Raw genomic sequence first — 13,206 nt, forward strand, 5'->3', positions numbered from 1 at the left:
TACCCCTTCGACATGGGGCACTACGACCCACTCGGACAACTCGAGGGCGTGCACGGACTGAGCGAGGAAGACAAGGAACTCATCCGCAGCCAGACCGCGTCACGACTGCTCAACATCAAGGACTGACACCCGATCGACGCACTGGACGATCAGCCGAACCGCGACAGCGCGGTTGAGAGGGCCTGGCGTGGCGCGGCAGAAATCGCCGCAGGATTCTCATTGGACCAGCAGGACGAGGTAAACAGCATCTCCAGCTCGGGTGCGGATGCTCCAGGGGTAGATCTCGGCACACCTGCCGCGGGCGGGTAAGTGATCGCACCGCGGGCGGGTGGCCCTGCGCGTCGTCGACCGCGGGTTCGGCTGGGCGCCCGTCACCGCATTGACCGGGCGCGCCACGCCCTGAGCTGCAGGCGGCGCGTCACGTGCGGAAATCCGCATCGTGCCATCAGGGTCGGTTACCGGACGGTGGGTTCTCTCACCATGGTTGAACCGAGTCGTGTGTCAAATTCGCGTCCCGTAAGATCGTCGGTGAAATCATTCATGGGTCACCGGCGCCGCGAGCACTCGCACTGTGGTAATTTCGATCGTGGGACAACCGGTTGCGTTTCTTTTCGGCGCGCCGTTCGGGCGAATTCGCGTAGTCATGGCGAAAGGCCGGTGTGTTCAGTTCTACCGGCGCCACGACGGCACACGGAGCCCCGACTGGCGGATCTGACACATGCATATCAGCGAGGGCGCGCCTAAGCCCGGACGGAGTGAGGGGAGCTGTGACCACGAGCCGGACGGTGGACGGCCCTGCTGGGCCGCTGAACGTCACGATCTACGGAGACCCGGTGCTGGACGGGACCGTCGTGCTGATGCATCCGATCAACTCTGCGGCGATGGTGTGGGAACACGTGTCCGCAGTGCCGAGGCGCCCGACAGCGGCGCTGGACCTGCGTGGGCACGGCGGCTCCACCCTGCAGGGCCCCTTCACCGTCGAGGGCAGTCACGTCGACGACGCGCTTGACGTGCTGGGCCTGGGGTGGGTCCACGAGGTGGCGGCCCTGCATTCCGAGCGTCTGCCGATGCTGGGGGTGCCGGTCCGGGTCGGGGCGCTGATCGACGAGCACATCGCCGGTGTCGGGGCGGGGGCCGGCCGGTGACGTACTCGATCGTCGCCCGCGATCCGGGGACGGGGCAGCTCGGTGTGGGCTCGCAGTCGCACTTCTTCGGCGTAGGGCGGGTCGTCGGCTGGGCAGCCTCGGGCGTCGGGGCCGTCGCCACGCAGGCGTTCGTCAACGTCGGTTACGGGCCGGCCTCGCTCGAGGCGCTGGCTCGCGGGCTCCCGGCGCAGGAGGTCGTCGACACGGTGACTGCGGCCGACGAGCTGCGTGGCTACCGGCAGCTCGGGGTCGTCGACGCCTGTGGCACGGCGGCGTCGTTCACCGGGGAGAGCTGTGCGCCCGCGGCGGGTGGGCTGGTCGGCGACGGCGTGGCCGTGCAGGGCAACATGCTCGGCTCCGAGCGGGTGTGGCCGGCCATGCTCGAGGCCTACGAGAGCACTGGTGGCGATCTCGCCGACCGCCTGCTCGCGGCGCTGGCCGCGGCCGAGGAAGCGGGCGGCGACGTGCGGGGATCGCAGTCGGCGGTGCTGAAGGTGGTGTCGGGCGAACGGTCCGATACCCCTTGGGCCGAGACCGTCGTCGACATCAGGGTCGACGACCACCCGGATCCGGTCGGTGAGCTTGCCCGCCTGCTGCCCCGGCAACGGGCGTTCGACCTGATCGGCGGCGTGATCTTCGCGCCGGACCTGATGATCGGGCCCTACCGCCGGGTGCCTCCGGAGCTGCTCGCGGAGAAGCTCACCGGCCTGGCTGAGGCGGCGGAGCTACTCGGTGCCGGCAACCGGGAGGCGGACTTCTGGCGTGCGCTCCTGCTGGCCCGCAGCGGCGACCGGGAGACCGCCCGTGCCCTGTTCGACGACCTGTTCGCCGCCCGCCCGCGGCTGCGGGGCTTCTTGGCCGGGATCGCCCCGCTGGGATTCCTCGACGACGTCGAGGAGTACGTGTGACCGCTCGCGCGGCGAGCCGCGGCCCGCGCCGGGTGGACACCCGCCGATGCACCGACCTGGCCGTCGCGATGGTCCAGTGCGACACATGAAACCCGCGGGGGCGCAGTTGCCTCGCAGGCTACCTATACAGCGCACGGACAACTCGAGTCTGTACGTGCCGTAACGACTAGTCGATGGCGGCGTCGATCGCCACGCGCAAGATCTCCGCGCCAGCCGTCGCATACCTGCCACCCACAATTGCCGTGGGTCTTGCAGAGTTCGTGCTCGTGCAATCGGTACGGCCGAGGTTGTTGCCTCGTCACGGCGCTGCAGACCATGACCCTGAACGGTCACCGGATGACGAGCGATCCCGGTCGATGACAATTGTCGCGCTGACGATGCGGTGATCGCTGAGGCCGACGTAGTCGGTTCGGACGTCGGCAGGCTGCGCATCATGGGCCAGGATGTGATCCAACTGCAGGCACGGCCGCCGGGCAGGAAATGTAGGGCCCGCAGTCGCCGCCCGCCATCCACGTCCGGCGAGAACGCGACCCAGCACGCGGGCCGGTAGGTTGAGATCCCCGGCAAGCGCGATGGGCATCTTCACGCAGGCCGTCAGTGTGAGCGCACGTCGCAACTGCGACAGTGCCTGCCATGGCGGCCACGACAGATGCGTCGCGAGGACAGCGACGTCGCCGAAAGGCATGGTCATCACGGCCGGCAACGCCACCCGAGGCTCACGGTCGATGAGTCGGCCGCCAGCTGTCCGGCCATCGCGCGGACCGGACGACAGAACGATCCGGTTCCGCTGTTGCAACGGATGCCGACTGAGAAGTCCGATGCCGTACGCAGGGCTTCCGTCGTCCCCTCTGTCAGTGCAGTTGTCACTACCGTCACGACCGCCAACCAGCGCACCGCGATGGTCGAGCAGCATCGTTGGCGCGAACAGTCCACGCCACCCCAGTCGCATCGCAAGCTCGGTAACCTGATCGATGCCGCCACTGCGCGGCAGCCCGCGGTCAATCTCCTGCACCGCGAGGACATCGACCTCCAGGCCGGCGATCGCCGCTGCGACCACGCCGATATCGACCCGGCCGCTTCGTGGATCCCAGCAGTGGCGCAGGTTCCATGTCGCCATCCGAAATCTTGCTGATAGTGGGTCAACCCCGTACCGGTCATCTCCTCGCACAGCGAACATTCGATCCGGCTGGAGGCACGGTTCGGCCGCTGCGCATTGGGTCTGTCGCCCGTGATCGGTGTGGTCTCGTCGCGGTCTCTGCAGCCGAGCTGATCACCGTTCTCGGTCCCGCCACGCGCTGCAGAGCGATGAGACCGGTGACGGGCGCGGCTCGGGGTAGCCGGCGACTGCCTGATCGGTCGCGCGAGGTGTCGGTGCTTGATTCCTGGGCGTGCACGGCCATCCTTCCTCGACGCCGAATTCCCGTCGTACCAAGGAAACCGTGAGCAACGCGGACCGTGGTACGCGCGTTAGTGGTGGTGGTCTTGCCGCCCAGCACTGGTAAGTGACTCGGCCGCTGATCTGGTCTGAGATCTCCGGCCCCGGTAGTGATCTCGTCCGTTGGCCAGGCTGTCAGGTGCGTTGGCAGCGCACTTATGGCGTCCGTGGACTGCATGCGCACGGGTTCACAGCTGTGCCGGTAGCTCGGGCAGGCCGGCGAGTTGGGCGGCCACCACGGCGTTCGACCCCGCGGCCGCCCGGTCCGCGTCGTCCTGCACCCCGAGCCGGCCGGCCGCCAGGTGATCTTCCCGCGGCGTCATCCCGGCCGTGCGCTCCGCGTTGCCGATGGGTTCCGGCGGACGCGCACAGTCGTCGGAGACCTGCGAGGAGGTCGCGTCACGTCGTGGTCACCTGGCCCGGGGCGGTTGCCGCGTAGTCAGCAAGATCGGTCGCCATCCGCTGCATGACCCCGGGAAGGAAGAGTGGCGTCATCCAACCGATCCCAGGCCGCGTGCGCCAGGTGCCGTGCCAGTTGATCATCGTGCCGCCCGCCGCTGTCGGCTCCAGTTCAACTACTGCGCGATAGTCCTTGATCGAGAAGTTGAAGGCGTCCTCGTAGGCGATGCGCCGGCCATCCACGAGCTCGGTCAGTCGCTCGCCCGTGACGACCCGGCCCGTGCGGAAGGCGCGGACGGTCCCGACGTCATCACGGCCGCCCGGGCCGAGTCCGGTCGAGCGGTCTTCCACCAGTTCGTCCAGTCCGGAGGACCATTGCGGCCAGCTGCGTCCGTCGATCAGTAGGTTCCAGACGGTGGTGACGGGGGCCGAAGTCGTCGCGCTGACGTGGTAGTGCGGCATTTGCAGTGAACTCCTGAGTGGGATTCTCGGTGGAGCCTGGCGCGGCTTGGGGCGTCGGCCAGGGCGGTCAGTGTGCGTTGGTCAGGAGTGGATCTGCGCGGCGCCGACCGGCCCGCCGCTCTGCGCCGGGGTGATGCTGCTGTCGCGTCGCTGCTGGCGGCGGGCCAACGGCTGCAGGGTCCGGTTGACGATGAAGTACTCGGCCACCAGGACGTTGCCCAGGATGGATGCCCACACGGCGGTGACGTAGATGTCGGCGAACGTGAGCGACGGGAAGGTCGTCTGCTGCAGCGCGATGCCGCTGAAGAGGTAGATGCGCAGGGTCACGGCAGCGAAGGTGAGCGAGTAGTTGCGGATCATCCATATGCGGTGCAGCTGCACCTCGCCACGGCGGATTGTCCGGAACGCCCGGAAGAGGGTGTAGAGCCAGGCGACCGACAGGATGTAGAACGCGACCTGGGCGGCGAAACCGCTGATCGAGTAGGTGGCAGCGATGAACGCGGCAACCGCCGCCACGACGACGCTCACCATGTAAACGCGCCCGGAGACCCGGTGCAGCGCCGGGTAGCGGCCACGCAGCCGGGTGGCGAATTGGAACGGCCCGATGAACAACGCCAGGGCCCCGGGGGCCGCGTGGATGAGCAGTGACAGGAAATGTGGCATGGGGTCCGGGCCGAGTGGGAGCGCACCGGACAGCAAGGACGGGATGGCGATGAACGCGATGGCGATTGCTGAGATGGTCAGCACGCCCCACAGCACCCGCGACCTGTTCAGCGATGGTGATTCCGATGTCAAGGCATCCTCTTGTGGTCTGATGAATGTCCCGGATCGCGTCGATCACGGCGTGGACCGTGCGCGCGCAGCCCTTCACGTTCATGACTGTCAACGGCCGGTCACTCTTGCGACCGGTGACAGTCTTCGGCCGAGGCTCGCCGTGCGTACACCCACAGCGTGTCCACAGTGCCTTCACAACAGGCATGCTTGAACTGTGGAGCCGAAGTTCCCGTTCGTCCGCCGTCGTCCGATCATTGTCACCGGTGCCGGGAGGCTGCACGCGTGAGCGACTTCGCCGAGCTGCTGCGCCGGTACCGAACTGCCCGGTCGCTGACGCAGGGAGAGCTCGCGACCCGTGCGCATATCACGCAGAAGGCTGTCGGGGCGCTGGAGCGGGGCGAGCGGCGTCGACCCTATCCGCACACGGTGCGCGCGCTCGCCGACGCGCTCGGCCTGGACGACGACGAGCGTGCCCGACTGGTCGCGGCCGTCCCGCGGCCCGAGACGTCGACCGCGGCCCGAACGACGTCGTCCGGACTCGTCCGGATTCCCGCTGACGATCGGTTGCCCGCACCCGCCTCCCCGGTGATCGGTCGCGACGACCAAGTGGAAGCGATCGTGGGTGCTCTGAGAGTGCCATCGCGTCCCGTCATGACGTTGACGGGGCCAGGCGGGGTCGGCAAGACCACCCTCGCACTGCTGGTCGCGGCTGCGGCGCGCGAACAGTTCCCGGCCGGCACCGTGCTGGTCGAACTCGCCGACATCCGCGGCGCGGACGACGTCGTCCCGGCAATCGCCAGCGCGTTGGGTGTTCCCGACACCGGCACGGGCGACCTCGTCGGCGCCGTCGCATCCTTCGTGGGAAATCGACGCCTGCTGCTCGTGCTCGACAACATCGAGCATGTCCTTCCGTGCAGGGCGGCGGTGGCCACGCTGGTCTCGGCTTGCCCGGCGCTCACCATCCTGTCCACCGGTCGGACCCCGATGCGGATTCGAGCCGAACGCGAGGTGCGCGTGGAGCCGCTGGACCACGACACGTCGGTTCGGCTCTTCCGGGAGCGGATGAGCGCCCGTGGCGGCTGTGTCGCCGGGGACCAGCGCGACGCGGACGCGATAGCCCAGCTGTGCCGCCACGCCGACGGCCTGCCGCTGGCTCTCGAACTCGCGGCGACTGCAGCGTCCCGGATCGGCCCCCGCACACTCCTCCAGACGATGGACGCACCTCCGGACAGTGCCCCCCACGACCTGCCCACCCGACAGCGGAGCATCACGGCAACCCTCGACTGGAGCACGCGGCTACTCACCGAACCCGCACGAAGACTCCTGGCTCGCCTGTCGGTATGCGTCGGCGGGTTCACCTGGCCCGACGCCCAGGCCGTCAGCGGTCTCACCGCCGCTCATGCAACGTGGGCACTCACCGAACTCGTCGAGCACTCCCTGGTGATCCACGTCGGCGACATCGGGGGCGAAGAACGGTTCCGACTGCTGGAACCCATACGACAGCACGCCGCCGAGCACCTCGATCACGACCAGGCCGACGACGCCCGAACCGGCCTGACCAACTCCGTCCTGGCCACCGCCCGCGCCCTGGCCCGTGACCTACACGGCGCCGGCCAAGTGACCGCGCTGCACCGACTCGAAGCGGGGCTGGGCAACCTGCGGGTCGTGCTCGACCAGCTCATCGAGCACGACCGCGACGACGACGCCGCCGAGCTGCTCTGGCTTGTATGGCTGCACCTGGCCATCCGCGGACACGCTCGCGAGGGCAGCACCTGGGCCGCTCGCCTGCACCCCCGGGCGCTGACACTGCAGAGCCGGATCCGGCTGCTGGTGGCATGGGCAGGCCTGGAACACCTCGCCGCCCCCACGGACGCCTGCCGGCGCAGCCGGCAGGCCCTCGACCTCGCGACCGGCGACGATGAGGACGAGCTACTCGCCACCCAGGCCGCGACGCTCGCCGCGTCGACGGCAGTGTTCTCGCGGGACCTTCCCCTGGCCCGCGGACTGGTCGCCGAGGCCAACCGCCGAGCCGACGCTCTCGGCGACCCCTACTGGATCACTCACGCTCGCATGGCAACCACGCAGATCGCGCTGCTCGCCGGTCACGCACCCGACATCGAGCAGGCAGCACGGGATGCCGAAACGGCAGCGCGGTGCCTCGGGTCGGCGTTCGAGACAGGGGCGGCGCTGAATCTTCGCGCCGTCGCCGCGCAGCTGGGCGGCCGCAATGACGAGGCAGCCGGGCTGCTGGCGGAGTCGATCGACCTCGCGGTCGCCGCCGTGAACAGCTGGACGCTGACCTACATGCTCTCGACCCTTGCCGTCGTGGCGGTCCGGCTCGGAGACCCCGATGCCGGTGCCCGCCTGTTCGGTGCATGGACCGCCTACGCAAACGCGCACGGGGTGGTCGAGGACTTCCCCACCACCCATGACCTGGTCACCCGCGACATCGACCAGGCCCGCCGTGACCTCGGCTCCGACGCGTTCGACGTTGCCTGGCGATCCGGGCGGGAGGCGGGCATGGCAGAGCTCGTCGAGATCGCCCGGAAGGTTCGCGACCAGGCAATCCACTGACCTTCCCGTGGTGCGGTGGGCTCTCCCGTGGCCGCGGGCGGGCGCTGGTCAGCGCACGCCCTCCCAGAGCCGGCGCTCGTCACCAGCCGGGTCGTCGACCGCCCCCACCCCATCGTTGATCAGACCGGTCGTGCGGGCATCGACGGTGTAGGGCGCCCACCCGGGGTCGCCGCGGCGGATGAAGCTCACCCACGTGGCGTGCGCGGTGTCGGCCACGACCTGTGACGCGGAGTCGCCGACCCGCGGGCGCGTGCTCGGTGCGTGCAGGGTGTCGAACACGAAGGGGATCTCCACGCCGTGGCAGGCGCCGAGCTGGCCGTCATAGGCGGGCGACCAGTAGTCGAAGCGGTATACCCAGGTCGAGGCGGTGCTGCCGGTGCGGGCCTCGGCCACGCGGACAGCCGGGACGCGGTAGAACCAGTCGCTGACGATCGCGGCCAGCAGGTCGCCGGGGCGGGCGTCGGGCCGGTTACGGCGGTAGACCTCGACGCCCTCCGCAGGCAGCCCGTACGCGCCGGCCGCGGAGGCGAGCGTGGCCTCGTCGACGGCGCCGATGCTGCCGTCGGCGACGAAGAACAGCCGTGCCTCGTCCTGGTTGGAACCGATCAGCAGTGCCACGTCGGCGCCCCGGCCGGCGGCGATCGCCTCGAGCGGCGGGCGGGGCACGACTTCGCCGTCCACAGTCGGCATGAACGGGAGCAGGCTGAGCGCCAGCGTGCCCCACTTCGCAGGGTCCGGAGCGGTCTGCACCTCCTCGGTGAGCGCCGACACGGCCGCGGTCACCTGCCGCACCGGGATCGCCGCGATCGCCTCCCGGGTGGGCTCGACGCCCAGCGCTTCGGCCAGGAAGCCGGCGACCATGCGCCCGTCCTGCGGGTCCAGAGTGTGCGCGGCGGCGCCGCTCTGCGCGATGGCCTGGTGGAACAGCCCAGCGGCGGCGGGCATCGACAGCAGCGTGATCACGCTCATCGCGCCGGCCGACTCGCCGGCGACGGTGACCCGGGCGGGGTCGCCGCCGAACGCGGCGATGTTGTTGCGCACCCAGGTCAGCGCGGCGACCTGGTCGAGCAGACCGGGATTCGCGACGTTGTCGCCGGTGTAGAGGAAGCCCTCGGCGCCGAGGCGGTAGTTGATGGTCACGGTGACCACGCCGTGGCGGGCGAAGGCGGCGCCGTTGTACTCGGCGACCGAGCCGGAACCGTTCGTGAACGAGCCGCCGTGGATCCACACCAGCACGGGCAGCGAGCCGGTGGTGTCGGGGGTCCAGACGTTGAGGTTCAGGCAGTCCTCGCCGGGGATGTCGACCTCGGGGAACAGCGGCCGGTACTGCGGTGGGTACGGTCCCTTCGGGCTGGTGGGGCCGTACCCGGTGGCGTCGCGGACGCCGTTCCAGGGTGACGCAGGGCGGGGGGCACGCATCCGGTCGGGCCCGAACGGCGGGGCCGCGAACGGCACTCCGAAGAAGGCCAGTGCTCCGCGGTCGGTGGTGCCGCGCAGCTCACCCTCCTTGACGCGGACGACCGGTGTGGACGACGTCTTGCTCATCTGTCACCTCAGTGCGACAAAGGTTCGGCTGGTGGTCAGGTCACGTTGGGGAGGGCCTCTGCACCTACCTATCGACGACCTTCGTGCACGTTCGTCTCAGCGTCAGGCTCTCGCTGGGCGCTGGTCATGGATTCAAGGGCCGCGACAGCTTCCAGTGAGAGCAGGCGGGAATTCTGCAGGGCCACGACTTCCCAGCGGTTGTGCTGCCACGCCATGACGAACAGCTGCATCGAGCGGCGGCTCTGCGGCGGCTCTTCCTCGGACGGCAGCATGATGCCGACGCGGTGGTGCACCACGCCCCAATCCGGCCGGAGGATCTTGGCGAACAGCACGTCGCCCTGAACCAGTCGTGACCCCTTCATCACCGTGTCGAAGATCCCCTGATGGATCGCGATCATTTCCTGGCGTCCCCGGTAGATCGTCCCCTCGAAATCTGCGAAGACGGCGTCGTCCGCGAAGTCTGCGAAGAAGCTGGTGGCGTCGCCGCGGTTCCATGCCTCGTTCATCCGGGCCGGGATGGCGCTCATCGCCTCAACCAACTCATTCATCCGATCACCTTCCTGTGCTGTCTATCAACATCAATTCAGAGGAGACGGCGCGTCTCCTGATCGTCGCCATGGCCGGCTCCTCCTGACCGTCGACGGCCGGCCGCACTCTCGTGACCGGTGACAGTCTTCGATCGGAGCTCGCTGTGCGTACACCCACAGCATGTCCACAGCACCACCACAATTGACTCGATCGATTCCGAGGAATCCCGCGGTACTGCCATCGCGACATCACACGCCGGGCGCAACACCGAGGGGTGCCGTGACGCTCGGGCCGTTCGCGGCTGATCTGGACGTCGCGCTCAGGATGTCCCTCGGAGGCGGAGAAGGATGCACGCTGCGTGAGGCTGCCCGTCTCCGGTTAAAGCGATCGACCGGTAGCGACGCTCGCGTCAATGGGTGGTGCTACCGGTGTCCGTCATCTGCGGGAGTTGTCCAGGTATTGCAGGATCTCGTGGGCGGCGAGCTCGATGTCCTTGTGGCCCCACTCCGCGGCTCGGTAATGGCAGGAGATGATCCCCATCCGATGGATGCGCGTGTAGTCGCCGAGGACGAAGGCGTAGCGGCGCTTGGTGTTATCGGCTGCGCCGTCGGTGAGGCCGAGATGCCAGGCGCCGTACTCGTCCCAGGTGTGGGTCTTGAGATAGCGGGTGCCGTCGGCAGCGGAGGGTTGGACGTCTCCCCAGCGGCTTCGGAGAACGTAGCGGCGGGCGTCGATGAGGTGGTGGGCGTGGTCGACTGCAGCGTCGTTGACCCGGTACTTCGGCATGCGGTGATGGTGGCGTAGCAGGGCTGTTCGTGCAGGACCGCTGTCGCGGTTGCCTTGGCGACGCCCTTGGGCCGCCCGCGATCGTGAGCCTCGCGGGGCGCGGGGAAAGGGCGGGCGCTTCGCTGCATGTCGACGGGTCCGTGGGCCGGTGGCCGAGATCACCCACCACCGGTCGGCTCGATCGACAGGATGTGCGGGATGGGGCCGCGACCAGCAGCGGCGGCCCTCGTGGAGGACAGCGGAATGGAATATCGCACGCTCGGCGGCACCGGAACGATCGTGTCGTCCCTGTGCCTGGGCACCATGACGTTCGGCAACGAGAGCGTCGAGGAGGTGTCGCACGCGCAGCTGGACCGGTTCGTGGAACGGGGAGGCAACTTCGTCGACACTGCCAACGTCTACTCCCGAGGCGTCTCGGAGGAGATCATCGGACGCTGGTTGAAGAAGCGCCCGCAAGCCCGTGACCAGGTCGTCATCGCGACGAAGGGCCGCTTCCCGATGGGGGAGGGGCCCAACGACGTCGGCTTGAGCCGGGTGGGGCTCACCCGTGCGCTGGAAGGGAGTCTCCGGCGGCTGCAGGTCGATTCCGTCGATCTCTACCAGGCGCACGCGTGGGATGCGTTGACACCGCTGGAGGAGACGCTCCGGTTCTTCGACGACGCCGTGCGGGCCGGCAAGATCCGTTACGCCGGAGTGAGCAACTTCCTCGGTTGGCAGCTGCAGAAGGCCGCGATGCTCACCGGGTTTCTCGGGCTGGCCCCGATCGCCACACTGCAGCCGCAGTACAACCTCCTGGTAAGGGAGATCGAGTTCGAGCTCACCGACGTCTGCGAGAGCGAGAACATCGGCATCCTGCCGTGGTCACCGTTGGCCGGGGGCTGGCTGACCGGCAAGTACCGCCGTGACGAGGTCCCGACGGGTACCAGTCGGCTCGGCGACAACCCCGAGCGGGGCATGGAGGCCTACGCGCCGCGCAACTCCCAGGAGCGGACGTGGCAGGTCATCGATGCGGTCGGCAAGATCGCCGAGTCGCGCGGGGTGTCGATGGCGCAGGTCGCACTGGCCTGGACCGCGGACCGGCCCGCGGTCACCTCGGTGATCCTCGGCGCCCGCACGGTCGAGCAGCTGGACGACAACCTGGCCGCGGCCGGACTGCACCTGTCCGACGATGAGACGCAACTGCTGGACGAGGTCAGCGCCCCGATCGTCGGCGACTACCCGTACGGCTTGCCGGGGCGCAGGCAGCGCGCCAATGGGCGGGAGCTCTGACCCCTCGGAACGCCACTGCCGGCAGTGGGCGGTGATCGAGCCGCTGCTCCCGCAGTTCAACATCCGGTGCGTTCGTCGTCGGCGGCGGGGCGGGCGAGAGATTCGTACCCACGGGGCACCCCTGATCGATTTGGGCTGGGCCGGGCTGTCCCTGCGGCTTGCAGATTTTTGTACGACAAGCATACAGTCGGATGCCACCGTCCGCCGCAGTTGCGACCCGAGGGAGCCGAGATGTCCGACGTCCCGCGGCGGCACGGCACCCTCGAACCGAAGGTGAAGAAGCTCATCTACATCGCCTCCGACGCGGCGGCGCACCGTAGGTGAAAGGCCGAAGCTGCACGTCGAGAATGCGATCGGCTCTGGCGGGACGCCCTAGGAGATTCTCGAGATCATGGAGATCCCATCGGTTCTCGGCATTCGCGCCCCGACGTCGGCGGTGCCGATCCTCCTCGAGGAGATCGATGCGGCGGGGGTGGCGCCGCCCGACGACAAGTCCTGACCCCCGACCTCGAGCTAGGAGCGGAATCCGATGGTGGATCGCCTGAAGGACAAGGTCGCGCTCATCACCGGCGCAGCCCGCGGCCAGGGCCGTGAGATGGCCGAGTTGTTCATGCGCGAGGGCGCGATGGCCGTGGTGTCGGGCGACGTCGTCGACGCAGCCGACGCCGAGGACAGCAAGGTCACCTTCGTGAAGATGGATGTCACGCAGCCCGATCAGTGGAAGTCCGTCGTGGCCGACATCGTGGCCGAGCACGGCCGTATCGATATTTTGATCAACAACGCGGCGGTGTGCGAGTACGAGCCGATCCTCGAGACGACGGACGAGCAGTACGACCGGGTGCTCGATATCGACCTGAAGAGCATCTTCCTCGGCATGCGCGAGGTGCTGCCCCACATGATCCGGCAGCAGGCGGGCTCGATCATCAACGTCTCGTCCATCTGGGGCCTCGCCGGCGTGCCCAGCTCGTACGCGTATCAGGCCGCCAAGGGCGCGATCCTCAACGTCAGCAAGAACGTCGCGGCCACCCACGGCCAGGACGGGGTGCGCTGCAACTCCCTCCACCCCGGCTACATCCTCTCGCCGATGAACGAGCACCAGGCACCTGAGATCAATGCGGCGCTCATCGCGGGCACCGTGCTCAAGCGACCGGGCGTGCCGATCGAGACCGCGTACGCGGCGTTGTTCCTCGCCAGCGACGAGGCCAGCTATGTCACCGGCACCTCGCTCGTCGTCGACGGCGGTTACCTCGCGCCCTGATCCGAAGGTGATGCCGGGGACGGGCGAGGGGGATCCGTCGGGCTCGGATGCGGTGGGGTCGGCGGGTCGGTTACGGGCTGGGCCTGCGACGTGGTTTCGGTTCTTGTGTGTGCCCACCTCTCG

12 protein-coding genes are annotated in these 13,206 nt (G+C 68.7%); 5 read left to right on the top strand and 7 right to left on the bottom strand.

All coding sequences use genetic code 11. The annotated features are described in order from the left end of the window. Positions 1–767 precede the first annotated feature (767 nt). Both MMF94_RS40320 and MMF94_RS40325 read left to right on the top strand, forming a co-directional pair. Complete coding sequence (locus tag MMF94_RS40320; protein WP_241042773.1) at positions 768–1,145, top strand: alpha/beta fold hydrolase; 378 nt, start codon at positions 768–770, stop codon at positions 1,143–1,145. Beyond that, positions 1,142–2,053, top strand: a complete 912-nt coding sequence (locus MMF94_RS40325; RefSeq protein WP_241042774.1) for a DUF1028 domain-containing protein — start codon at positions 1,142–1,144, stop codon at positions 2,051–2,053. The genes MMF94_RS40320 and MMF94_RS40325 overlap by 4 nt, the downstream gene beginning before the upstream one ends. A gap of 298 nt (positions 2,054–2,351) precedes the next feature. Here MMF94_RS40325 and MMF94_RS40330 read toward each other — a convergent pair whose 3' ends face one another. From MMF94_RS40330 to MMF94_RS40340, 4 genes are all read right to left on the bottom strand, one after another. Next, positions 2,352–3,170, bottom strand: a complete 819-nt coding sequence (locus MMF94_RS40330) for an endonuclease/exonuclease/phosphatase family protein (protein WP_241042775.1) — start codon at positions 3,168–3,170, stop codon at positions 2,352–2,354. Positions 3,171–3,676: 506 nt separating this feature from the next. Beyond that, the gene (locus tag MMF94_RS43515; RefSeq protein ID WP_277398950.1) at positions 3,677–3,811 is read right to left on the bottom strand and encodes a hypothetical protein; all 135 of its coding nucleotides are present in this window, start codon (positions 3,809–3,811) and stop codon (positions 3,677–3,679) included. A 76-nt stretch (positions 3,812–3,887) separates the two neighbouring features. Next, entirely contained in the window at positions 3,888–4,349 is a 462-nt protein-coding gene (locus tag MMF94_RS40335) for an SRPBCC family protein (protein WP_241042776.1), read from the bottom strand. 81 nt (positions 4,350–4,430) lie between these two features. Then, positions 4,431–5,096: a DUF2306 domain-containing protein gene (locus MMF94_RS40340; protein ID WP_241042777.1), complete on the bottom strand. Its 666-nt coding sequence runs from the start codon at positions 5,094–5,096 to the stop codon at positions 4,431–4,433. 309 nt (positions 5,097–5,405) lie between these two features. On the opposite strand from MMF94_RS40340, the gene MMF94_RS40345 reads away from it, so the two are divergent. Then, a complete protein-coding gene (locus MMF94_RS40345; RefSeq protein WP_241042778.1) occupies positions 5,406–7,697 on the top strand; it encodes an ATP-binding protein in 2,292 nt (763 codons plus the stop codon). Between the two features lie 48 nt (positions 7,698–7,745). On the opposite strand, the gene MMF94_RS40350 is transcribed toward MMF94_RS40345, so the two are convergent. The 3 genes from MMF94_RS40350 to MMF94_RS40360 form a co-directional block, all read right to left on the bottom strand. Next, positions 7,746–9,242, bottom strand: a complete 1,497-nt coding sequence (locus MMF94_RS40350) for a carboxylesterase/lipase family protein (RefSeq protein WP_241042779.1) — start codon at positions 9,240–9,242, stop codon at positions 7,746–7,748. 68 nt (positions 9,243–9,310) lie between these two features. After that, entirely contained in the window at positions 9,311–9,790 is a 480-nt protein-coding gene (locus tag MMF94_RS40355) for an SgcJ/EcaC family oxidoreductase (RefSeq protein WP_241042780.1), read from the bottom strand. A gap of 415 nt (positions 9,791–10,205) precedes the next feature. Further along, positions 10,206–10,556 carry a hypothetical protein gene (locus MMF94_RS40360; RefSeq protein ID WP_241042781.1) on the bottom strand — a complete coding sequence of 117 codons (351 nt, stop codon included), beginning with the start codon at positions 10,554–10,556 and terminating at the stop codon, positions 10,206–10,208. Positions 10,557–10,799: 243 nt separating this feature from the next. Here MMF94_RS40360 and MMF94_RS40365 point away from each other — a divergent pair, with 243 nt between their 5' ends. Continuing rightward, entirely contained in the window at positions 10,800–11,825 is a 1,026-nt protein-coding gene (locus MMF94_RS40365) for an aldo/keto reductase (protein ID WP_241042782.1), read from the top strand. A 529-nt stretch (positions 11,826–12,354) separates the two neighbouring features. Next, positions 12,355–13,083 carry an SDR family NAD(P)-dependent oxidoreductase gene (locus MMF94_RS40370; RefSeq protein WP_241042783.1) on the top strand — a complete coding sequence of 243 codons (729 nt, stop codon included), beginning with the start codon at positions 12,355–12,357 and terminating at the stop codon, positions 13,081–13,083. Positions 13,084–13,206: the final 123 nt, after the last annotated feature.

Origin of the sequence: Pseudonocardia alaniniphila, assembly GCF_022524485.1 — a bacterium.
Taxonomy (GTDB): domain Bacteria; phylum Actinomycetota; class Actinomycetes; order Mycobacteriales; family Pseudonocardiaceae; genus Pseudonocardia; species Pseudonocardia alaniniphila.